The organism is Streptococcus sp. HMSC077D04 (genome assembly GCF_001808785.1).
In the GTDB taxonomy this organism is placed as follows: Bacteria; Bacillota; Bacilli; order Lactobacillales; family Streptococcaceae; genus Streptococcus; species Streptococcus mitis_BX.
This window is the reverse complement of sequence record NZ_KV794522.1, coordinates 1-22719: the sequence shown is the minus strand read 5'-3', so window position 1 is coordinate 22719 and position 22719 is coordinate 1. Positions and strand designations below refer to the sequence as shown.

At 40.3% G+C, this 22719-nt stretch carries 27 protein-coding genes; 26 read left to right on the top strand and 1 reads right to left on the bottom strand.

Features of this window, described 5'->3' with window-relative positions:
• The first annotated feature begins 106 nt into the window (after positions 1-106).
• From HMPREF2701_RS03090 to gap, 21 genes are all read left to right on the top strand, one after another.
• Positions 107-472 (top strand): DUF1033 family protein, encoded by a 366-nt coding sequence (locus HMPREF2701_RS03090; protein ID WP_000286409.1) that lies wholly within the window; start codon positions 107-109, stop codon positions 470-472.
• 75 nt (positions 473-547) lie between these two features.
• Positions 548-1489: a competence type IV pilus ATPase ComGA gene (comGA, locus tag HMPREF2701_RS03085; protein WP_049487756.1), complete on the top strand. Its 942-nt coding sequence runs from the start codon at positions 548-550 to the stop codon at positions 1487-1489.
• The gene (gene comGB, locus HMPREF2701_RS03080) at positions 1437-2453 is read left to right on the top strand and encodes a competence type IV pilus assembly protein ComGB (protein WP_080975925.1); all 1017 of its coding nucleotides are present in this window, start codon (positions 1437-1439) and stop codon (positions 2451-2453) included. Before comGA ends, comGB begins: the two co-directional genes overlap by 53 nt.
• Position 2454: 1 nt before the next feature.
• A complete protein-coding gene (gene comGC, locus HMPREF2701_RS03075; RefSeq protein ID WP_070482063.1) occupies positions 2455-2781 on the top strand; it encodes a comG operon protein ComGC in 327 nt (108 codons plus the stop codon).
• Complete coding sequence (gene comGD / locus HMPREF2701_RS03070) at positions 2774-3178, top strand: competence type IV pilus minor pilin ComGD (RefSeq protein ID WP_061590174.1); 405 nt, start codon at positions 2774-2776, stop codon at positions 3176-3178. Before comGC ends, comGD begins: the two co-directional genes overlap by 8 nt.
• On the top strand, positions 3141-3443 hold the full coding sequence (gene comGE, locus HMPREF2701_RS03065; RefSeq protein ID WP_061590175.1) for a competence type IV pilus minor pilin ComGE: 303 nt from the start codon (positions 3141-3143) through the stop codon (positions 3441-3443). The genes comGD and comGE overlap by 38 nt, the downstream gene beginning before the upstream one ends.
• Positions 3406-3867 (top strand): competence type IV pilus minor pilin ComGF, encoded by a 462-nt coding sequence (comGF, locus tag HMPREF2701_RS03060; RefSeq protein WP_061590176.1) that lies wholly within the window; start codon positions 3406-3408, stop codon positions 3865-3867. The genes comGE and comGF overlap by 38 nt, the downstream gene beginning before the upstream one ends.
• Positions 3845-4258 (top strand): competence type IV pilus minor pilin ComGG, encoded by a 414-nt coding sequence (gene comGG, locus HMPREF2701_RS03055; RefSeq protein ID WP_070482061.1) that lies wholly within the window; start codon positions 3845-3847, stop codon positions 4256-4258. The genes comGF and comGG overlap by 23 nt, the downstream gene beginning before the upstream one ends.
• A gap of 32 nt (positions 4259-4290) precedes the next feature.
• A complete protein-coding gene (locus tag HMPREF2701_RS03050) occupies positions 4291-4878 on the top strand; it encodes a class I SAM-dependent methyltransferase (RefSeq protein ID WP_070482059.1) in 588 nt (195 codons plus the stop codon).
• Between the two features lie 60 nt (positions 4879-4938).
• Complete coding sequence (locus tag HMPREF2701_RS03045; protein ID WP_049552215.1) at positions 4939-5892, top strand: class I SAM-dependent methyltransferase; 954 nt, start codon at positions 4939-4941, stop codon at positions 5890-5892.
• 50 nt (positions 5893-5942) lie between these two features.
• On the top strand, positions 5943-7133 hold the full coding sequence (locus HMPREF2701_RS03040; protein ID WP_070482057.1) for an acetate kinase: 1191 nt from the start codon (positions 5943-5945) through the stop codon (positions 7131-7133).
• 149 nt (positions 7134-7282) lie between these two features.
• On the top strand, positions 7283-7654 hold the full coding sequence (gene rnpA, locus HMPREF2701_RS03035) for a ribonuclease P protein component (protein WP_061590180.1): 372 nt from the start codon (positions 7283-7285) through the stop codon (positions 7652-7654).
• Entirely contained in the window at positions 7629-8453 is an 825-nt protein-coding gene (locus HMPREF2701_RS03030; protein WP_207203425.1) for a membrane protein insertase YidC, read from the top strand. Before rnpA ends, HMPREF2701_RS03030 begins: the two co-directional genes overlap by 26 nt.
• Before the next feature lie 17 nt (positions 8454-8470).
• A complete protein-coding gene (gene jag / locus HMPREF2701_RS03025) occupies positions 8471-9457 on the top strand; it encodes an RNA-binding cell elongation regulator Jag/EloR (protein WP_061590182.1) in 987 nt (328 codons plus the stop codon).
• Between the two features lie 50 nt (positions 9458-9507).
• Positions 9508-10131 carry a hypothetical protein gene (locus tag HMPREF2701_RS03020; protein WP_061590183.1) on the top strand — a complete coding sequence of 208 codons (624 nt, stop codon included), beginning with the start codon at positions 9508-9510 and terminating at the stop codon, positions 10129-10131.
• Positions 10132-10247: 116 nt separating this feature from the next.
• Positions 10248-12224: a transketolase gene (gene tkt, locus HMPREF2701_RS03015; RefSeq protein ID WP_049552210.1), complete on the top strand. Its 1977-nt coding sequence runs from the start codon at positions 10248-10250 to the stop codon at positions 12222-12224.
• 127 nt (positions 12225-12351) lie between these two features.
• Entirely contained in the window at positions 12352-12651 is a 300-nt protein-coding gene (gene yajC, locus HMPREF2701_RS03010; protein WP_049492702.1) for a preprotein translocase subunit YajC, read from the top strand.
• 46 nt (positions 12652-12697) lie between these two features.
• The gene (locus tag HMPREF2701_RS03005; protein ID WP_049552209.1) at positions 12698-13141 is read left to right on the top strand and encodes a low molecular weight protein-tyrosine-phosphatase; all 444 of its coding nucleotides are present in this window, start codon (positions 12698-12700) and stop codon (positions 13139-13141) included.
• A complete protein-coding gene (locus HMPREF2701_RS03000) occupies positions 13128-13538 on the top strand; it encodes an MORN repeat-containing protein (protein ID WP_070482056.1) in 411 nt (136 codons plus the stop codon). The genes HMPREF2701_RS03005 and HMPREF2701_RS03000 overlap by 14 nt, the downstream gene beginning before the upstream one ends.
• Positions 13539-13837: 299 nt before the next feature.
• On the top strand, positions 13838-16489 hold the full coding sequence (gene adhE / locus HMPREF2701_RS02995) for a bifunctional acetaldehyde-CoA/alcohol dehydrogenase (RefSeq protein WP_070482055.1): 2652 nt from the start codon (positions 13838-13840) through the stop codon (positions 16487-16489).
• Between the two features lie 320 nt (positions 16490-16809).
• Positions 16810-17817: a type I glyceraldehyde-3-phosphate dehydrogenase gene (gap, locus tag HMPREF2701_RS02990; RefSeq protein ID WP_000260685.1), complete on the top strand. Its 1008-nt coding sequence runs from the start codon at positions 16810-16812 to the stop codon at positions 17815-17817.
• A 71-nt stretch (positions 17818-17888) separates the two neighbouring features.
• Here gap and HMPREF2701_RS02985 read toward each other — a convergent pair whose 3' ends face one another.
• Positions 17889-18764, bottom strand: a complete 876-nt coding sequence (locus tag HMPREF2701_RS02985) for an RluA family pseudouridine synthase (protein ID WP_081109289.1) — start codon at positions 18762-18764, stop codon at positions 17889-17891.
• An 86-nt stretch (positions 18765-18850) separates the two neighbouring features.
• Here HMPREF2701_RS02985 and pbp2a point away from each other — a divergent pair, with 86 nt between their 5' ends.
• From pbp2a to HMPREF2701_RS02960, 5 genes are all read left to right on the top strand, one after another.
• The gene (gene pbp2a / locus HMPREF2701_RS02980; RefSeq protein WP_070482054.1) at positions 18851-21046 is read left to right on the top strand and encodes a penicillin-binding protein PBP2A; all 2196 of its coding nucleotides are present in this window, start codon (positions 18851-18853) and stop codon (positions 21044-21046) included.
• A gap of 52 nt (positions 21047-21098) precedes the next feature.
• Positions 21099-21251, top strand: coding sequence for a 50S ribosomal protein L33 (rpmG, locus tag HMPREF2701_RS02975; protein WP_001809375.1), 153 nt, complete (start codon positions 21099-21101; stop codon positions 21249-21251).
• 9 nt (positions 21252-21260) lie between these two features.
• Positions 21261-21437 (top strand): preprotein translocase subunit SecE, encoded by a 177-nt coding sequence (gene secE / locus HMPREF2701_RS02970; protein ID WP_001210991.1) that lies wholly within the window; start codon positions 21261-21263, stop codon positions 21435-21437.
• A gap of 54 nt (positions 21438-21491) precedes the next feature.
• A complete protein-coding gene (nusG, locus tag HMPREF2701_RS02965; protein WP_049492454.1) occupies positions 21492-22028 on the top strand; it encodes a transcription termination/antitermination protein NusG in 537 nt (178 codons plus the stop codon).
• 120 nt (positions 22029-22148) lie between these two features.
• Positions 22149-22628 carry a sigma-70 RNA polymerase sigma factor region 4 domain-containing protein gene (locus tag HMPREF2701_RS02960; RefSeq protein WP_070482053.1) on the top strand — a complete coding sequence of 160 codons (480 nt, stop codon included), beginning with the start codon at positions 22149-22151 and terminating at the stop codon, positions 22626-22628.
• Positions 22629-22719: the final 91 nt, after the last annotated feature.

Here is a 22719-nt window from a genome sequence, read left to right as displayed (position 1 = left end):
ATCATAAGATGGCTGGATTTTTTATCTGGAAATTAAGAAATGAGCATATTTCTTTTCTTGTCTGGCGGAATTGGTTATAATATACGGTACAAAGGAATGAATGAATATGTATCGTGTTATAGAAATGTACGGAGATTTTGAACCTTGGTGGTTCTTAGAAGGTTGGGAAGAAGACATTGTAGCAAGTAAGAAATTTGACCAGTATTATGATGCTCTCAAATACTACAAAACTTGCTGGTTTAGATTGGAACAAGAATCCCCTCTTTATAAAAGTAGAAGTGATTTGATGACCATTTTTTGGGATCCAGAAGACCAACGCTGGTGTGATGAATGTGATGAGTATTTACAACAATACCATTCGTTGGCTCTTTTGCAGGATGAGCAGGTTATCCCAGACGAAAAATTACGTCCGGGATATGAAAAACAAACTGGTCAGGAAAGACATCGTTCTTGCCGTATGAAATTAAAATAGAGAAAAAGTAACTTTTTGGAGTTGCTTTTTTTATTTTTCCAAATCTTTGCGAATAGTATGGGTGAGGAGGTAAGTATGGTTCAAGAAATTGCACAAGAAATCATTCGTTCGGCCCGGAAAAAAGGAGCGCAGGATATTTATTTTGTCCCTAAGTTAGACGCCTATGAGCTTCATATGAGAATAGGAGACGAGCGCTGTAAAATTGGTTGTTATGATTTTGAAAAATTTGCGGCCGTCATCAGTCATTTCAAGTTTGTGGCAGGTATGAATGTGGGAGAAAAGCGACGTAGTCAGCTAGGTTCCTGTGATTATGAATATGATCAGAAGATGGTATCCCTACGTTTATCTACTGTAGGCGATTATCGAGGTCATGAGAGTTTAGTTATTCGCTTGTTGCACGATGAGGAGCAGGACTTGCATTTTTGGTTTCAGGATATTGAAGAACTGGGCAAGCAGTACAGGCAACGAGGACTCTATCTTTTTGCTGGTCCAGTCGGCAGTGGTAAGACGACCCTGATGCATGAATTGGCCAAGTCCCTCTTCAAAGGACAACAAGTCATGTCCATTGAAGATCCGGTAGAGATCAAACAAGAGGATATGCTCCAGTTGCAGTTGAATGAGGCGATTGGGCTTACCTATGAAAATCTCATCAAGCTTTCCTTACGTCATCGACCAGATCTCCTGATTATTGGAGAAATTCGGGACAGCGAGACGGCGCGTGCAGTGGTCAGAGCCAGTTTGACAGGGGCAACAGTCTTTTCAACCATTCATGCCAAGAGTATCCGAGGTGTTTATGAACGCCTGTTGGAGTTGGGTGTGAGTGAGGAGGAATTGGCGGTCGTTCTGCAAGGAGTCTGCTACCAGAGATTAATCGGGGGAGGAGGAATCGTTGACTTTGCAAACAAAGACTATCAAGAACACCAACCAACTAGCTGGAATGAACAGATTGACCAGCTTCTTAAAGATGGACATATCACAAGTCTTCAGGCTGAAACGGAAAAAATTAGCTACAGCTAAGCAAAAAAATATCATCACCTTATTTAATAATCTCTTTTCCAGCGGTTTTCATCTAGTGGAGACTATCTCCTTTTTAGATAGGAGTGCCTTGTTGGACAAGCAGTGCGTGACCCAGATGCGCACGGGCTTGTCTCAGGGGAAATCATTCTCAGAAATGATGGAAGGTTTGGGATTTTCAAGTGCCATTGTCACTCAGTTATCCCTAGCGGAAGTCCATGGAAATCTCCACCTGAGTTTGGGAAAGATAGAAGAGTATCTAGACAATCTGGCCAAGGTCAAGAAAAAACTAATTGAAGTAGCGACCTATCCTTTGATTTTACTGGGATTTCTTCTTTTAATCATGCTGGGGCTACGGAACTATCTACTACCACAACTGGATAGTAGCAATATTGCCACCCAAATTATCGGCAATCTGCCACAAATCTTTCTAGGAATGGTAGGCCTTGTTTCAGTAGGTGTCCTTTTAGCACTAACTTTTTATAAAAGAAGTTCTAAGATGCGCGTCTTTTCTATCCTAGCACGCCTTCCTTTTCTTGGAATCTTTGTGCAGACCTATTTGACAGCCTATTATGCGCGTGAATGGGGGAATATGATTTCACAGGGAATGGAGCTGACGCAGATTTTTCAGATCATGCAGGAACAGGGTTCTCATCTCTTTAAAGAAATCGGTCAAAATCTAGCTAGATCCTTACAAAATGGTCAGGAATTTTCTCAGACGATAGCGACATATCCATTCTTTAAGAAGGAGTTGAGCTTGATTATTGAATATGGGGAAGTCAAGTCCAAGCTGGGTAGTGAGTTGGAAATCTATGCTGAAAAAACTTGGGAGGCCTTTTTTACTCGAGTCAATCGCACCATGAATTTTGTGCAGCCACTGGTTTTTATCTTTGTGGCACTGATTATCGTTTTACTTTATGCGGCAATGCTCATGCCCATGTATCAAAATATGGAGGTAAATTTTTAAAATGAAAAAAATGATGACATTCTTGAAAAAAGCTAAGGTTAAAGCTTTCACACTTGTGGAGATGTTGGTGGTCTTGCTCATCATCAGCGTGCTTCTATTACTCTTTGTACCTAATCTGACCAAGCAAAAAGAAGCAGTCAATGACAAAGGAAAAGCTGCTGTTGTTAAGGTTGTGGAAAGCCAGGCAGAGCTTTATAGCTTGGATAAAAATGAAGATGCTAGCCTAAGCAAGTTACAAGCAGATGGGAGAATCACAGAAGAGCAGGCTAAAGCTTATAATGAATACTATACTAAAAACGGAGGAGCAAATCGTAAAGTCAATGATTAAGGCCTTTACCATGCTGGAAAGTCTATTAGTTTTGGGTCTTGTGAGTATCCTTGCCTTGGGCTTGTCCGACTCTGTCCAGTCCACTTTTGCGGCGGTAGAGGAGCAGATTTTCTTTATGGAGTTTGAAGAACTCTATCGGGAAACACAAAAACGTAGTGTAGCTAGTCAGCAAAAGGCTAGTCTAAACTTAGATGGGCAGACGATTAGCAATGGCAGTCAAAAGTTGACAGTTCCTAAAGGAATTCAAGCACCATCAGGACAAAGTATCACATTTGACCGAACTGGGGGTAATTCGTCCCTAGCTAAGGTTGAATTTCAGACCAGTAAAGGAGCGATTCGTTATCAATTATATCTAGGAAATGGAAAAATTAAACGCATTAAGGAAACAAAAAATTAGGGCAGTAATTTTACTAGAAGCAGTCGTCGCTCTAGCTATCTTTGCCAGCATTGCGACCCTTCTTTTGGGACAAATTCAAAAGAATAGGCAAGAAGAAGCAAAAATCTTGCAGAAAGAAGAAGTTGTGCGTGTAGCTAAGATGGCACTGCAGACAGGTCAAAATCAGGTAAACGTAAACGGAGTTGAGATTCAGGTGTTTTCTAGTGAAAAGGGATTGGAGGTCTACCATGGTTCAGAACAGTTGTTGGCTATCAAGGAGCCATAAAATCAAGGCTTTTACCCTGTTAGAATCCCTGATTGCCCTCATTGTTATCAGTGGAAGTTTACTTCTCTTTCAAGCCATGAGTCAGCTCCTCATTTCAGAAGTTCGCTACCAACAGCAAAGCGAGCAAAAGGAGTGGCTCCTGTTTGTGGACCAGTTGGAGGCAGAATTAGATCGTTCGCAATTCGAAAAAGTGGAGGGCAATCGCCTTTATATGAAGCAGGATGGCAAGGAAATTGCGATAGGTAAGTCAAAATCGGATGATTTTCGAAAAACTGATGCCAGTGGACGAGGATATCAGCCTATGATTTATGGACTCAAATCCGCACAGATTACAGAGGAGAATCAACTGGTTCGCTTTCATTTCCAGTTCCAAAAAGGCTTAGAAAGGGAGTTTATCTATCGTGTGGAAAAAGAAAAAAGTTAAGGCAGGTGTTCTCCTCTATGCAGTCACTATGGCAGCCATCTTTAGTCTTTTGTTACAATTTTACTTGAACCGACAAGTCGCCCACTATCAAGACTATGCTTTAAATAAAGAAAAGTTAATCGCTTTTGCTATGGCCAAGCGAACCAAAGATAAGGTTGAACAAGAAAGTGGAGAACAGGCCTTTAATCTAGGTCAGGTGAACTATCAAAACAAGAAAACAAGCTTGGTGACAAGGGTTCGTACGCCTAAGAGCCAATATGAGTTCATCTTTCCTTCCGTCAAACTCAAAGAAGAGAAAACAGCTAAAAAGGAAAAGGTAGTGACTGATTCAAGTAATCAAGCAGAGAAGAAAAAATCAGAAGAGAAAGTTGAAAAGAAAGAGAATTCCTAGCCAATCAAGCTACTTTGTGCTAAACTAAAAATATGAAACATGATTTTAACCACAAAGCAGAAACTTTTGATTCACCTAAAAATATCTTCCTTGCAAACTTGGTTTGTCAAGCAGTCGAGAAACAGATTGATCTTCTATCAGACAAAGAAATACTGGACTTTGGTGGTGGGACGGGTCTATTAGCTTTGCCCCTGGCCAAGCAGGCCCAGTCGGTTACCCTTGTAGACATCTCGGAGAAAATGCTGGAGCAAGCTCGTTTGAAAGCGGAGCGGCAAGACATCAAGAATATCCACTTTTTGGAGCAAGATTTATTGGAAAATCCCTTGAAGCAAGAGTTTGATCTCATTGTTGTTTGTCGTGTTCTTCATCATATGCCTGATTTGGATGCGACTCTCTCACTGTTTCATCAACATCTGAGAGAAAACGGACAACTTTTACTTGCTGATTTTACCAAGACAGAAGCTAACCATCATGGATTTGAATTGGTTGAACTGGAAAACAATCTAGCCCAGTTTGGTTTTTCATCTGTGCATAGTCAGATCCTCTATAGCGCTGAAGACCTGTTTCAAGGAAATTACTCAGAACTCTTTTTAACAGTAGCCCAAAAATCACTCGCCTAGTCAGGGAGTGATTTTTCTATAAGGATGGAAAAAAGAAGGGAAATTTGATAAGATAGGAATATGGATTTTGAAAAAATTGAACAAGCTTATACGTATTTACTAGAGAATGTCCAAGTCATCCAAAGTGATTTGGCGACCAACTTTTATGACGCCCTGGTGGAGCAAAACAGCATCTATTTGGATGGTGAGACTGAGTTAGAGCAGGTCAAAGACAACAATCAAGCCCTTAAGCGTTTAGCACTACGCAAAGAAGAGTGGCTCAAGACCTACCAGTTTCTCTTGATGAAGGCTGGGCAAACAGAACCCTTGCAGGCCAATCACCAGTTTACACCGGATGCTATTGCTTTACTTTTGGTGTTTATTGTGGAAGAGTTGTTTAAAGAGGAGGAGATTACGATCCTCGAAATGGGTTCTGGGATGGGAATTTTGGGCGCTACTTTCTTGACCTCGCTTGATAAAAAAGTGGATTACTTGGGAATGGAAGTGGATGATTTGCTGATTGATTTGGCAGCAAGCATGGCAGATGTAATTGGTTTGCAGGCTGGCTTTGTCCAAGGAGATGCCGTTCGTCCACAAATGCTCAAAGAAAGCGATGTGGTCATCAGCGACTTGCCTGTCGGCTATTATCCTGATGATGCCGTTGCGTCGCGCCATCAAGTTGCTTCTAGTCAAGAACATACTTACGCCCATCACTTGCTCATGGAACAAGGACTTAAGTATCTCAAGTCAGACGGATACGCTATTTTTCTCGCTCCGAGTGATTTGTTGACCAGTCCTCAAAGTGACTTGTTGAAAGAGTGGTTGAAAGAAGAGGCAAGTCTGGTTGCTATGATTAGTCTGCCTGAAAATCTCTTTGCTAATGCTAAACAATCTAAGACTATTTTTATCTTACAGAAGAAAAATGAAATAGCAGTAGAGCCTTTTGTTTATCCACTTGCTAGCTTACAAGATGCAAGTGTTTTAATGAAATTTAAAGAAAATTTTCAAAAATGGACTCAAGGTACTGAAATATAAAATAGATTTTGTTATAATAGATGAAAACGCTTAAAAAGGGGTATCATGTTATGACAAAAACAATTGCAATCAATGCAGGAAGTTCAAGTTTGAAATGGCAATTATACTTAATGCCAGAAGAAAAAGTATTGGCGAAAGGCTTGATTGAACGTATCGGTTTGAAAGATTCAATTTCAACTGTAAAATTTGACGGCCGTTCTGAACAACAAATTTTGGATATCGAAAATCATACACAAGCCGTTAAAATTTTATTGGATGACTTGATTCGTTTCGATATTATCAAGGCTTATGACGAGATTACAGGTGTTGGACACCGTGTTGTTGCAGGTGGAGAATATTTCAAAGAATCAACAGTTGTTGAGGGAGATGTTTTAGAAAAAGTTGAAGAGTTGAGCTTGTTGGCTCCTCTCCACAATCCAGCTAATGCAGCAGGTGTTCGTGCCTTCAAGGAATTGTTGCCAGACATCACCAGTGTAGTTGTTTTTGATACTTCATTCCACACAACTATGCCAGAGAAAGCTTATCGCTACCCTCTACCAACAAAATATTACACAGAAAACAAGGTTCGTAAATATGGTGCCCACGGTACAAGTCACCAGTTTGTAGCAGGAGAAGCTGCAAAACTCTTGGGACGTCCATTAGAAGATTTAAAATTGATTACTTGCCACATCGGTAATGGTGCTTCTATTACAGCAGTTAAGGGCGGTCAATCTGTTGATACTTCAATGGGATTCACTCCACTTGGTGGTGTGATGATGGGAACTCGTACAGGAGATATTGACCCAGCTATCATTCCTTACTTAATGCAATATACAGAGGACTTTAATACTCCTGAAGACATTAGTCACATCCTTAATCGTGAATCAGGACTAATGGGGGTTTCAGGTAAATCCAGTGATATGCGTGATGTGATTGCTGCTATGGAAGAAGGGGACCACGATGCCACTTTGGCTTATGAAATGTATGTTGACCGTATCCAAAAACATATCGGTCAATACCTTGCGGTCCTAAATGGAGCAGATGCTATTATCTTTACTGCAGGTATCGGTGAAAATGCAGTAAATGTACGTGAAGATGTTATCTCAGGTATCTCTTGGTTTGGCTGTGATGTTGATCCAGAAAAGAACGTATTTGGTGTGACAGGAGACATCTCAACAGAGGCAGCGAAGATCCGTGTTTTGGTTATTCCAACTGATGAAGAATTGGTCATTGCCCGTGACGTTGAACGCTTGAAAAAATAAGTAAAACTAGAAAAAATATTCAGTACAAGGAGTTGGAAAAGAGATTTTTCCAGCTTCTTTTTCTGATGGAAATGTCCAAAACCTTGCTATGATTGGCTTTTTTGAAAAATATGGTATAATAGTAGTAATTTAATAGATGGAGTTGAGTTTTGAAGAAAAACTTTCGTGTAAAAAGAGAGAAAGATTTTAAGGCGATTTTCAAGGAGGGGACAAGTTTTGCCAATCGCAAATTTGTTGTCTACCAACTAGAAAACCAGAAAAACCATTTTCGAGTAGGTCTATCAGTTAGCAAAAAACTGGGGAATGCCGTCACTAGAAATCAAATTAAGCGACGGATTCGGCATATTATCCAGAATGCCAAAGGGAGTCTGGTAGAAGATGTCGACTTTGTTGTCATTGCTCGAAAAGGGGTCGAAATCTTGGGATACGCAGAGATGGAGAAAAATCTACTCCACGTATTAAAATTATCAAAGATTTACCAGGAAGGAAATGGGAGTGAAAAAGAAACTACAGTTGACTAGTTTGCTAGGACTGTCTCTATTGATCATGACAGCATGTGCAACAAATGGGGCAACTAGCGATATCACAGCCGATTCGGCTGATTTTTGGAGTAAATTTGTTTACTTCTTTGCGGAAATCATTCGCTTTTTATCGTTTGATATCAGTATCGGAGTAGGGATTATTCTCTTTACGATCTTGATTCGTACAGTCCTCTTGCCAGTTTTCCAAGTGCAAATGGTGGCATCCAGAAAAATGCAGGAAGCTCAACCTCGCATTAAGGCGCTTCGAGAACAATATCCAGGTCGAGATATGGAAAGCAGAACCAAGCTAGAGCAAGAAATGCGTAAAGTCTTTAAAGAAATGGGTGTCAGACAGTCAGATTCTCTTTGGCCGATTTTGATTCAGATGCCGGTTATCTTGGCTTTGTTCCAAGCTCTATCAAGAGTTGACTTTTTAAAGACAGGTCATTTCTTATGGATTAACCTTGGTGGTGTGGATACAACCCTTGTTCTTCCGATTTTAGCAGCTGTATTTACCTTTTTAAGTACTTGGCTGTCTAATAAAGCCTTGTCTGAGCGTAATGGCGCTACGACTGCGATGATGTATGGTATTCCAGTCTTAATCTTTATCTTTGGGGTTTATGCTCCGAGCGGAGTCGCTCTCTACTGGGCAGTGTCCAATGCTTATCAAGTCTTGCAAACCTATTTCTTGAACAATCCATTCAAGATTATTGCAGAGCGCGAGGCGGTAGCTCAGGCACAGAAAGATTTGGAAAATAGAAAAAGAAAAGCCAAGAAAAAGGCTCAGAAAACGAAATAATAAGGAGGAATCTGGTAATGGGAGTATTTACAGGTTCAACTGTTGAAGAAGCAATCCAGAAAGGATTGAAAGAATTAGATATTCCAAGAATGAAGGCTCATATCAAAGTCATTTCTCGCGAGAAAAAAGGATTTCTTGGTTTATTTGGTAAAAAACCAGCTCAAGTTGACATTGAAGCTATTAGTGAAACAACTGTCATTAAAGCAAATCAACAAGCTATTAAGGGTGTTCCTAAAGAAATCAATGAACAAAATGAACCGGTCAAAACGGTCAGTGAAGCAACCGTTGATTTGGGTTATGTTGTAGAAGCAATTAAAAAGATTGAAGAAGAAGGCCAAGGGGTTTCTGATGAAGTCAAGGCTGAAATCTTGAAAAATGAAAAACATGCTAGCACCATCTTAGAAGAAACTGGGCACATTGAGATTTTAAATGAATTACAGCTTGAAGAAGCTGGCCTCGAAGAAGCAGAAACTCCTATTGTTGAGAGCCAAACTGAACAAACTGAAAGTCAAGAATTAGAAGATTTGGGCTTAAAGGTGGAACCGAGCTTTGATATTGAACAAGTAGCTACGGAAGTAACGACTTATGTTCAAACGATTATTGATGATATGGACGTTGAGGCGACGATTTCAAATGACTATAACCGTCGTAGCATCAATCTACAGATTGACACCAACGAACCAGGTCGTATTATCGGTTACCATGGCAAAGTCTTGAAGGCTTTGCAACTATTGGCTCAAAATTATCTTTATAATCGCTATTCAAGAACCTTCTACATCACAATCAATGTCAATGATTATGTTGAACACCGTGCCGAAGTCTTGCAGACCTATGCGCAAAAATTGGCGACTCGTGTTTTAGAAGAAGGCCGCAGTCATCAAACGGATCCAATGTCAAATAGCGAACGTAAGATTATCCATCGTATTATTTCACGTATGGATGGCGTGACGAGTTACTCTGAAGGTGACGAGCCAAATCGCTATGTTGTTGTAGATACAGAATAAGTAAAATCAGGTTTATCCTGATTTTTTGCTAGTTAGAGGAGGTTAAATGGATGTTGAATAAGATAAGAGACTATCTAGACTTTGCAGATTTGCAGTACCGTAATCCTGATAAATCAGGAGAAGAACGGGAGAAGATGCTGGAATTACGCCACAAAGGCCAAGAGGCCCGAAAGGCTTTTACAGAATTGGCCAAAGCTTTCCAAGCAAGCCATCCAGAATGGCAACTCCAACAGACTAGCCAGTGGATGAATCAGGCCCAGCGTTTGCGACCACATTTTTGGGTTTATCTACAGAGAGACGGACAAGTGACAGAACCTATGCTGGCTTTACGTTTATATGGGAGCCCTTCAGATTTTGGAGTATCACTAGAAGTCAGTTTCATCGAGCGTAAGAAGGATGAGCAAACTCTAGGCAAGCAGGCTAAAGTTTTAGAAATTTCAACCATTGAAGGGATTTATTATCTAGCCTACTCAGATGGTCAAAGTCAACGGTGGGAGGCGAACGAAGAAAATCGTCGTACTTTACGTGAGAAGTTGAGGAGTCAGGAAGTTCGAAAAGTGTTAGTTAAGGCAGATGTTTCTTTTATAGAAACCCAGTCATTAGAAATGATTTTAGAAAAGTTAGAAGATGCTTATGAACGCTTGCTTCCCTACTATCAGGCGACAAGAGAGTAGAAAATAGGAGACTTATCTAGCGTCGAATTGTTTAATTGCTATTCTATGTATTTTTTCATATAATAGTAAAATAGAATGTGTGATCCAATAATCACCTCAAATAGAAAGGAAATTCTATGTCAAATCTATCTGTTAATGCAATTCGTTTCCTAGGTATTGACGCCATTAATAAAGCCAACTCAGGTCACCCAGGTGTGGTTATGGGAGCGGCTCCTATGGCTTACAGCCTCTTTACAAAACAACTTCGTATCAATCCGGCTCAACCAAACTGGATTAACCGTGACCGCTTTATTCTTTCAGCAGGCCATGGTTCAATGCTCCTTTATGCCCTTCTTCATCTTTCTGGTTTTGAAGATGTCAGCATGGATGAGATTAAGAGCTTCCGTCAATGGGGTTCAAAAACACCTGGTCACCCAGAATTTGGCCATACAGCAGGGATTGATGCTACAACAGGTCCTTTAGGTCAAGGGATTTCAACTGCCACTGGTTTTGCCCAGGCAGAACGTTTCTTGGCAGCCAAATATAACCGCGAAGGCTACAATATCTTTGACCACTATACTTACGTTATCTGTGGAGACGGAGACTTGATGGAAGGAGTCTCAAGTGAGGCAGCTTCATACGCAGGTTTGCAAAAGCTAGATAAGTTGGTTGTCCTTTATGATTCAAATGACATCAACTTGGATGGTGAGACAAAGGATTCCTTTACAGAAAGTGTTCGTGACCGTTACAATGCTTACGGTTGGCATACAGCCTTGGTTGAAGATGGAACAGACTTGGAAGCCATCCATGCTGCTATCGAAACAGCTAAAGCTTCAGGCAAACCATCATTGATTGAAGTGAAGACTGTTATTGGATACGGTTCTCCAAATAAACAAGGAACTAATGCCGTACACGGTGCTCCTCTTGGAGCAGATGAAACTGCGGCTACTCGCCAAGCCCTTGGCTGGGACTATGAACCATTTGAAATCCCAGAACAAGTATATGCTGATTTCAAAGAACATGTTGCAGACCGTGGTGCATCAGCTTATCAAACTTGGACTAAATTAGTTGCTGATTATAAAGAAGCGCATCCAGAATTGGCTGCAGAAGTAGAAGCCATCATCGACGGACGCGACCCAGTTGAAGTGACTCCAGCGGACTTCCCTGCTTTAGAAAATGGCTTCTCTCAAGCAACTCGTAATTCAAGCCAAGATGCTTTGAACGTTGTAGCTGCTAAGTTGCCAACCTTCTTGGGTGGATCAGCTGACCTAGCTCACTCGAACATGACTTATATCAAGACTGATGGACTTCAAGACGATGCCAATCGCTTGAACCGTAATATTCAGTTTGGTGTTCGTGAATTTGCCATGGGAACGATCTTGAACGGGATGGCCCTTCACGGTGGACTTCGTGTATACGGTGGAACTTTCTTCGTCTTCTCTGACTATGTGAAGGCAGCTGTCCGCTTGTCAGCTTTGCAAGGTCTTCCTGTGACTTATGTCTTTACCCACGATTCTATTGCGGTAGGGGAAGATGGCCCAACGCACGAACCAGTTGAGCACTTAGCAGGTCTTCGTGCCATGCCAAATTTGAATGTTTTCCGTCCAGCAGATGCGCGTGAAACGCAAGCAGCTTGGTACCTTGCAGTGACAAGTGAAAAAACACCAACTGCCCTTGTCTTGACACGTCAAAACTTGACTGTTGAAGAAGGAACAGACTTTGACAAGGTTGCAAAAGGTGCCTATGTTGTCTATGAAAATGCAGCAGACTTTGATACCATCTTGATTGCGACAGGTTCAGAGGTTAATCTTGCTGTCTCAGCTGCCAAAGAATTGGCTAGTCAAGGCGCAAAAGTCCGCGTAGTCAGCATGCCATCTACAGATGTCTTTGATAAACAAGATGCAGCATACAAGGAAGAAATTCTTCCAAATGCAGTTCGCCGTCGTGTTGCAGTCGAAATGGGTGCAACTCAAAACTGGTACAAATATGTTGGTCTAGATGGTGCTGTTCTTGGTATTGATACCTTCGGAGCCTCTGCCCCAGCACCAAAAGTATTGGCAGAATATGGCTTTACTGTCGAAAATCTTGTAAAAGTCGTTCAAAATTTGAAATAATCCTAAAAATCAGGGCGCAAGCTCTGGTTTTTCTTACTAGAAAAACAAGGCACAATCTTGTAAAAGTAGCTGAAATTTGATATAGTAGTCCTATGTAAAATACAAAGGAGAAAATACTATGGAAAATATTAGTCCAAATTTAACATTTGTGATCATGCTTGTAGGTATGTTTGCCTTGATGTTCTTTATGCAACGCTCTCAAAAGAAACAAGCACAAAAACGTATGGAAAGCTTAAATAAACTGCAAAAAGGCTATGAAGTGATTACAATCGGTGGACTTTACGGAACAGTCGATGAAGTAGATACTGAGAAGAGAACCATTGTTCTTGATGTCGATGGAGTTTACTTGACTTTTGAACTAGCTGCTATCAAGACAGTATTACCGCTGAAAGAAACAGCTTCACTAGAAGGCGCAATTGAAAAATAAGACGGGATTACTAACTCCCGTTTTTCTATAAAAGAAAGGAAATGGGATGAAAAAACTAGTCTTTGTCTGTTTGGGAAATATTTGTCGCAGCCCTATGGCCGAATTTGTTATGAAATCAATGACAGATAATTATGAAATCCAAAGTCGAGCGACTTCCTCTTGGGAACATGGTAATCCGATTCATAAGGGAACTCAAGGAATTTTTCAAGAGTATCAGATTCCTTATGACAAAGCCAAAACATCGCTTCAGATTAGCAAGGAAGATTTTGAAGCCTTTGATTATATTATCGGAATGGACGCTTCAAATGTTTCTGACTTACGTCAGATGTGTCCAGTAGACTGTCAAGATAAGATTTACTCATTTGCATCTGAAAGCGTTCCAGATCCTTGGTATACAGGAGATTTTGAGGAAACCTATCAGCGTGTTCAAGAGGGTTGTCAAGCATGGTTAGAACGTTTAGAGAAGGAGAGTGAAGATGGAAAATCTTAAGAATTTTTACGACAAGTATCGTGTCTATCTGACTCGTCCACGTTTAGAGCTTTTGGCAGTAGTTACGATTGTTTTTTGTGCTGTGCTCGTCTTTTTTCTAAATATTCCCGGGAAAGGTGTTCTAAAGCTTGATAATGGAACGATTGTTTACGATGGCAGTCTTGTCCGTGGTAAAATGAATGGACAAGGTACCATTACTTTCCAAAATGGAGACCAATATACAGGTGGTTTCAACAATGGAGCCTTCAACGGAAAAGGTACCTTTCAATCCAAAGAAGGCTGGACCTACGAAGGTGATTTTGTAAATGGTCAGGCTGAAGGAAAAGGAAAACTAACAACAGAACAAGAAGTCGTTTATGAAGGGACTTTTAAACAAGGCGTTTTTCAACAAAAATAAAGCCTCCTTATCAAAGGAGGTATTGTTAGAATACCTAAGTAAGCGCTTACCTGCAAATCCTTTTTCTTCCAAGTCTCTCTTCCAAGCAAGTTTGTGAAATAAAAAATATTTGAAATTGTTTTCACAAACTTTGAAGAAAAAACCTGACAAGGAAGGAAAATGAGGAATATTTCACAAGGTTTAAAAAACTCTTTGTGAAATATTTATGAAACTGTTTACAAAATCGAAATAATGCGTTATAATAAACTTGTGAAAAAATTAACAAAGGATATCAATCCTTGAAAGCTATGGAGGAAAATATGGCTGATAAAAAAACTGTGACACCAGAGGAAAAGAAACTCGCTGCTGAAAAGCATGTCGATGGCTTGGTACAAAAAGCTTTAGTTGCTCTTGAAGAAATGCGTAAACTCGACCAAGATCAGGTCGACTACATCGTAGCTAAAGCGTCAGTGGCAGCTTTGGATGCCCACGGAGAATTGGCTTTACATGCCTTTGAAGAAACAGGACGTGGTGTATTTGAAGATAAAGCAACTAAGAACTTGTTTGCTTGTGAACACGTAGTAAACAACATGCGTCACACTAAAACAGTTGGCGTTATCGAAGAAGACGATGTAACAGGTTTAACTCTTATTGCTGAACCAGTTGGTGTTGTTTGTGGTATCACTCCAACAACTAACCCTACCTCGACAGCAATCTTTAAGGCATTGATTTCATTGAAGACACGTAATCCAATCGTCTTTGCCTTCCACCCATCAGCTCAAGAATCATCAGCTCACGCAGCTCAAATTGTTCGTGATGCTGCGATTAAAGCAGGAGCTCCTGAAAACTGTGTACAGTGGATCACTGAACCATCTATGGAAGCAACTAGTGCCCTTATGAACCACGAAGGTATTGCAACAATCCTTGCAACAGGTGGTAATGCCATGGTTAAAGCGGCGTACTCTTGTGGTAAACCAGCTCTTGGGGTAGGTGCCGGGAACGTTCCAGCTTATGTTGAAAAATCAGCTAACATTCGCCAAGCTGCACACGATATCGTCATGTCTAAATCATTTGATAATGGTATGGTCTGTGCCTCAGAGCAAGCGGTTATCATTGATAAAGAAATTTACGATGAATTTGTAGCAGAGTTCAAATCTTATCACACTTACTTTGTAAACAAAAAAGAAAAAGCACTTCTTGAAGAATTCTGCTTCGGCGTGAAAGCAAACAGCAAAAACTGTGCTGGTGCAAAATTGAACGCTGACATCGTTGGTAAACCAGCAACTTGGATTGCAGAGCAAGCAGGATTTACAGTTCCAGAAGGAACAAACATTCTTGCTGCAGAATGTAAAGAAGTTGGTGAAAATGAGCCATTGACTCGTGAAAAATTGTCACCAGTTATCGCAGTTTTGAAATCTGAAAGCCGTGAAGATGGTATTTCCAAAGCTCGTCAAATGGTTGAATTTAACGGTCTTGGACACTCAGCAGCTATCCACACAGCTGACGAAGAATTGACTAAAGAATTTGGTAAAGCTGTTAAAGCTATTCGTGTTATCTGTAACTCACCTTCTACTTTCGGTGGTATCGGGGACGTTTATAATGCCTTCTTGCCATCATTGACACTCGGATGTGGTTCTTACGGACGCAACTCAGTTGGGGATAACGTTAGTGCCATTAACCTCTTGAATATCAAAAAAGTCGGAAGACGGAGAAATAACATGCAATGGATGAAACTTCCTTCAAAAACATACTTTGAACGTGATTCAATTCAATACCTTCAAAAATGTCGTGACGTTGAACGTGTCATGATCGTTACTGACCATGCCATGGTAGAGCTTGGTTTCCTTGATCGTATCATCGAACAACTTGATCTTCGTCGCAATAAGGTTGTTTACCAAATCTTTGCTGATGTAGAACCAGATCCAGATATCACTACAGTTGAACGTGGTACTGAAATCATGCGTGCTTTCAAACCAGATACAATCATCGCTCTTGGTGGTGGTTCACCAATGGATGCTGCTAAAGTAATGTGGCTCTTCTACGAGCAACCAGAAGTGGACTTCCGTGACCTTGTACAAAAATTCATGGATATCCGTAAACGTGCCTTCAAATTCCCATTGCTTGGTAAGAAGACTAAATTTATCGCGATTCCAACTACATCTGGTACAGGATCTGAAGTAACTCCATTTGCCGTTATCTCTGATAAAGCAAACAACCGTAAATACCCAATCGCTGACTACTCATTGACACCAACTGTGGCAATCGTAGACCCTGCTTTGGTATTGACAGTTCCTGGATTTGTTGCTGCTGATACTGGTATGGACGTATTGACTCACGCAACTGAAGCTTACGTATCCCAAATGGCTAGCGACTACACTGACGGTCTTGCACTTCAAGCAATTAAACTTGTATTCGAAAACCTTGAAAGCTCAGTTAAGAATGCGGACTTCCACTCACGTGAGAAAATGCATAACGCTTCAACAATCGCTGGTATGGCCTTTGCCAATGCCTTCCTAGGTATTTCTCACTCAATGGCCCATAAGATTGGTGCGCAATTCCACACAATCCATGGTCGTACAAATGCTATCTTGCTTCCATACGTCATCCGCTACAACGGTACACGTCCAGCCAAGACAGCAACATGGCCTAAGTACAACTACTACCGTGCAGATGAAAAATACCAAGATATCGCACGCATGCTTGGACTTCCAGCTTCTACTCCAGAAGAAGGTGTGGAATCTTACGCAAAAGCTGTCTACGAACTTGGTGAGCGCGTAGGTATCCAAATGAACTTCAAAGCACAAGGAATTGATGAAAAAGAATGGAAAGAACATTCTCGTGAATTGGCCTTCCTTGCTTATGAAGATCAATGTTCACCAGCTAACCCACGTCTTCCAATGGTTGACCATATGCAAGAAATCATCGAAGATTCTTACTATGGCTACAAAGAAAGACCAGGACGCCGTAAATAATTGTTTATCAGCCTAGAGGCAGGAATTTCCTGTCTCTTTTCTTGTAGAATTAGAGTATTGAAAATAATTTTTAGCTTTTCTGTTTTCACTTTTCATCTGAAAAGGAAAGTGAGAAATGACTAGGTAGACAAAGAAAGACAGCAGTATAGGCTTTCAAAGGAGAAAGAAAAATAAGTGGGGTATAGACAAAAAACAACGCCCGTACTTGCAATTCAACTCAAATAGTTATATAATAGGTTTGTTGAAAGGTGATTTGTAGTGATTCAAGTTACTCTTTTCACAATAAAAATTTCATGATTTTCATAAGGAGGAAATCACTAATGGTAGTTAAAGTTGGTATTAACGGTTTCGGACGTATCGGTCGTCTTGCTTTCCGTCGTATCCAAAACGTAGAAGGTGTTGAAGTTACTCGTATCAACGACCTTACAGATCCAGTTATGCTTGCGCACTTGTTGAAATACGACACAACTCAAGGTCGTTTCGACGGTACTGTTGAAGTTAAAGAAGGTGGATTCGAAGTTAACGGTAAATTCGTTAAAGTTTCTGCTGAACGTGATCCAGAACAAATCGACTGGGCTACTGACGGTGTAGAAATCGTTCTTGAAGCTACTGGTTTCTTTGCTAAGAAAGAAGCAGCTGAAAAACACCTTAAAGGTGGAGCTAAAAAAGTTGTTATCACTGCTCCTGGTGGAAACGACGTTAAAACAGTTGTATTCAACACTAACCACGACGTTCTTGACGGTACTGAAACAGTTATCTCAGGTGCTTCATGTACTACAAACTGCTTGGCTCCAATGGCTAAAGCTCTTCAAGACAACTTTGGTGTTGTTGAAGGATTGATGACTACTATCCACGCTTACACTGGTGACCAAATGATCCTTGACGGACCACACCGTGGTGGTGATCTTCGCCGTGCTCGCGCTGGTGCTGCAAACATCGTTCCTAACTCAACTGGTGCTGCTAAAGCTATCGGTCTTGTAATCCCAGAATTGAACGGTAAACTTGACGGATCTGCACAACGCGTTCCAACTCCAACTGGATCAGTTACTGAATTGGTAGCAGTTCTTGAAAAGAACGTTACTGTTGATGAAGTGAACGCAGCTATGAAAGCAGCTTCAAACGAATCATACGGTTACACAGAAGATCCAATCGTATCTTCAGATATCGTAGGTATGTCTTACGGTTCATTGTTTGACGCAACTCAAACTAAAGTTCTTGACGTTGACGGTAAACAATTGGTTAAAGTTGTATCATGGTACGACAACGAAATGTCATACACTGCACAACTTGTTCGTACTCTTGAATACTTCGCAAAAATCGCTAAATAATTCTTGAGTCGATAAAAAGCAAGGCCTCTTGGCCTTGCTTTTCTTATATTGAAAAATGGATGACACAACAATCATCCATTCTTTTTTAATTCTTTTTCAAATGTATCGGAAAGGGTAGTGAAACTTAACTTTTCTAATGTAAGCGGATGGGTAAAGGACAGTCGAAAGGCGTGAAGCATAAGCCGATTTGTTTTTGATTTGCTATTATAGAGAGGATCACCCAGGATAGGGAGGTTGTGATGAGAGAGATGCACGCGAATCTGATGTGTTCGCCCTGTCTTTAGTTTGCAACGAACCAAGGAAGTCTTGTTTGGGAATTGCTTTAATCTGCTTACATGTGTTTCAGCAGATTGTCCATTTTTTGTATCAACTATTCGTTTTCTGCGGTCATGACGATCACGTCCGATTTTGTCCCTGAAAACAAGTTCTTTGCTGTTGATATGTCCGTCGATCTGTGCCCAGTATTCCCTAGAAATCTCTTTTTTCTCCAGTAAGCGATTGAGAATAGGCAGGATAAAAGGATTTTTGGCAAAGAGAACCAAACCACTGGTTTCCATGTCCAGACGATGAACGACATAGCAGGTTTGGCCGACATAGGCACTGACATGGTTAAGAAGTGCGATTTCGTTTGGTTGGTTACCATGTGTTTTCATACCCTCAGGTTTGTTGACAATAATCAAGTGTTGATCTTGATAAACTTCTTGAACGAGGTTTGGGTTGCCCCAAGGGATTTCTTTTTCGGGATAATCTTCCTCGTCAAAAGTCAACTGGCAAACATCTCCAGGACTTACCATTTCGTTCCAATGAACTTCTCGCTGATTAATCAAAATGTGTTTCTTGATTCTCAAAAAATGACGGATTTTTCTAGGGATGAGGAGTTGCTCCTCTAGTAATTGCTTAACCGTCATTTGAGGTAGAGAGTCTGGTAATGTAAATGTGAATTTCATACAGATATTGTAACAAAAAAAGCCCTATTTGGATAGGAAATAGCTAAATTCTTGTCTTCCTATGATGAAGATGATAAAATAAACGCATGAAATTAGATAAATTATTCGAGAAATTTCTTTCTCTTTTTAAAAAAGAAACAAGTGAACTAGAGGATTCTGATTCTACTAGCTTACGTCGCTCTCGTAGTGATCGAAAAAAATTGGCCCAAGTAGGTCCAATTCGAAAATTCTGGCGTCGCTATCATCTAACAAAGATTGTCCTTATACTAGGTTTGAGTGCAGGCTTGCTAGTTGGAACCTATTTGTTTGCTGTAGCCAAGTCAACCAATGTCAATGATTTGCAAAATGCCTTGAAAACTCGAACTCTCATTTTTGACCGTGAAGAAAAGGAGGCTGGTGCCTTGTCTGGTCAAAAAGGAACTTATGTTGAATTGACTGATATCAGTAAAAATTTGCAGAATGCCGTTATTGCGACAGAAGACCGTTCTTTCTATAAAAATGACGGGATTAACTATGGTCGTTTCTTCTTGGCTATTGTAACTGCTGGCCGTTCAGGTGGTGGTTCTACTATTACCCAACAGCTGGCTAAAAATGCCTATCTGTCGCAGGATCAAACTGTTGAGAGAAAAGCGAAAGAATTTTTCCTTGCCTTAGAATTAACAAAAAAATATAGTAAGGATCAAATTCTAACCATGTACCTTAACAACGCTTATTTTGGAAATGGTGTGTGGGGTGTAGAAGATGCGAGTAAGAAATACTTTGGAGTTTCTGCATCAGAAGTGAGTCTGGATCAAGCTGCGACTCTGGCAGGAATGCTAAAGGGGCCGGAACTGTATAATCCTTTGAATTCCGTAGAAGATTCTACCAATCGTCGCGATACTGTTTTGCAGAATATGCTTGCAGCGGGTTACATTGATAAAAACCAAGAAACCGAAGCTGCAGAAGTTGATATGACTTCGCAATTGCACGATAAGTATGAAGGAAAAATCTCAGATTACCGCTATCCTTCTTATTTTGATGCGGTTGTTAATGAAGCTGTTTCCAAGTATAATCTAACAGAGGAAGAAATTGTCAATAATGGCTACCGCATTTATACAGAGCTGGACCAAAACTATCAAGCAAATATGCAGGTTGTCTATGAAAATACAGCTCTATTTCCGAGGGTAGAGGATGGAACATTTGCTCAATCAGGAAGTGTGGCTCTCGAACCGAAAACAGGTGGAGTTCGTGGAGTTGTCGGTCAGGTTGCTGGCAATGATAAAAATGGATTCCGGAATTTCAACTATGCAACTCAATCAAAACGTAGCCCTGGTTCTACAATTAAGCCTTTAGTTGTTTATACGCCTGCAGTTGAAGCTGGCTGGGCTTTGAATAAGCAGTTGGATAACCATACTATGCAGTATGACAGCTATAAGGTTGATAACTATGCAGGGATCAAAACGAGTCGAGAAGTTCCTATGTATCAAGCCTTGGCAGAATCTCTTAATCTGCCTGCTGTTGCCACTGTTAATGATTTGGGAGTTGATAAGGCTTTTGAGGCGGGCGAAAAATTCGGACTCAATATGGAAAAAGTCGATCGTGTTCTTGGTGTCGCCTTGGGAAGCGGTGTTGAAACCAACCCTCTTCAAATGGCTCAAGCGTATGCTGCTTTTGCAAATGAAGGTTTAATGCCGGAAGCTCATTTTATTAGTAGAATTGAAAATGCTAGTGGGCAGGTTATTGCGAGCCATAAAAATTCACAAAAACGGGTGATTGATAAGTCTGTAGCTGACAAGATGACTAGTATGATGTTGGGGACATTCACCAACGGTACCGGTGTTAGTTCATCGCCTGCAGACTATGTCATGGCAGGAAAAACTGGAACAACTGAAGCTGTTTTCAATCCTGAATACACAAGTGACCAGTGGGTAATTGGTTATACTCCGGATGTAGTGATTAGTCACTGGCTTGGTTTCCCTACCACTGATGAAAGCCACTATCTAGCTGGCTCTACTTCAAACGGTGCAGCCCATGTCTTTAGAAACATTGCAAATACCATTTTACCTTATACGCCAGGAAGTACCTTTACAGTCGAAAATGCTTATAAGCAAAATGGAATTGCACCAGCCAATACAAGAAATCAAGTACAGAGTAATGAAGAAAATCAGGCGGATAATAGCCTGTCTGATATTAGAAGTCGTGCACAAAATCTGGTAGATGAGGCTAGCCGTGCTATCTCAGATGCTAAAATTAAGGAAAAGGCTCAAACGATATGGGATTCGGTAGTCAATCTATTTCGTTAAGATGCTTGTCAAAGCCTAGCTTTCTTGTTATAATAGATAAGATGGAGGCGTTATGGCACTAAAAAAAGCAAGCCTAGCTTGTGCGGTTTGTGGTTCTAGAAACTATTCAATCAAGATTAGTGGAAACCCCAAACCTACACGACTAGAAGTAAATAAATTTTGTAAGCATTGTGGTAAGTACACTACACACAGAGAAACGAGATAGGAGAGAGCGATGCGTTTTATTGGAGATATTTTTAGACTTCTTAAAGACACAACATGGCCAACTCGCAAGGAAAGCTGGAGAGATTTTCGTTCTATTATGGAATACACAGCTTTCTTTGTAGTAATTATTTACATTTTTGACCAGTTGATTGTTTCAGGTTTGATTCGATTTATTAACATTTTTTAGAAGGCTAGTGGAGTTAATTACACTAGAAATCTTCTATTTATGAAAGGAAATATCATGGATAGTTTTGATAAAGGGTGGTTTGTTTTACAAACTTATTCTGGTTATGAAAATAAGGTAAAAGAAAATCTATTACAACGTGCACAAACCTACAATATGTTGGATAATATTCTACGCGTTGAAATTCCAACACAAACAGTGCAAGTTGAAAAAAATGGAAAGAGAAAAGAAGTAGAAGAAAATCGCTTTCCAGGTTATGTTCTTGTGGAAATGGTGATGACAGATGAAGCTTGGTTTGTTGTTCGAAATACACCAAACGTTACAGGATTCGTCGGATCTCACGGAAATAGATCAAAACCAACTCCATTATTGGAACAAGAAATCCGTGATATCTTGGTTTCTATGGGACAAACTGTACAAGAGTTTGATATCGATGTTGAAGTTGGTCAAACTGTACGTATCATTGATGGTGCTTTTGCAGATTATACTGGTAAGATTACAGAGATTGATAACAATAAAGTGAAGATGATTATCTCTATGTTTGGTAATGACACAATAGCAGAAGTAAACCTAAACCAAATTGCAGAATTATAACCCAGAGAGAGGCTTGCCCTCTCTTTTTTGTGCAGTTGAGGAGATAAAGGGGACAGAACGGAGGAAATGGGACAAAAGTGTTTCTGAATCTGTTAGACTGTATCTAGAAAGGGGAACAATATGATTGAAGAATTGTATAAAGAAGTCCAGGGAATTGTGTACAAGTGTAGAAATGAATATTACCTTCATTTATGGGAGCTATCGGATTGGGAACAAGAGGGTATGATTTGCTTACATGAATTGATCAGTAGAGAAGAAGGACTGGTAGAAGATATTCCTCGTTTAAGGAAATATTTTAAGACTAAGTTCCGAAATCGAATTCTAGACTATATCCGTAAGCAAGAAAGTCAAAAACGAAGATATGATAAAGAACCCTATGAAGAAGTAGGTGAGCTTAGTCATCGTATAAGCGAGGGAGGTCTCTGGCTAGATGATTATTATCTCTTTCATGAGACACTAAGAAATTATAGAAACAAACAAAGTAAAGATAAACAAGAAGAGTTAGAACGCGTCTTAAGAAATGAACGCTTCCGAGGTCGTCAAAGAGTATTAAGAGACTTACGTATTGTATTTAAAGAGTTTGACATCCGTACATACTAGGAAGCCATGCAAAAAATGAAAAAAGATAAAAAAAGTAGTTGACAAAGTTTGAAAAGTCTGTATAATAGTAAGAGTTGAAAATAACAGCTCA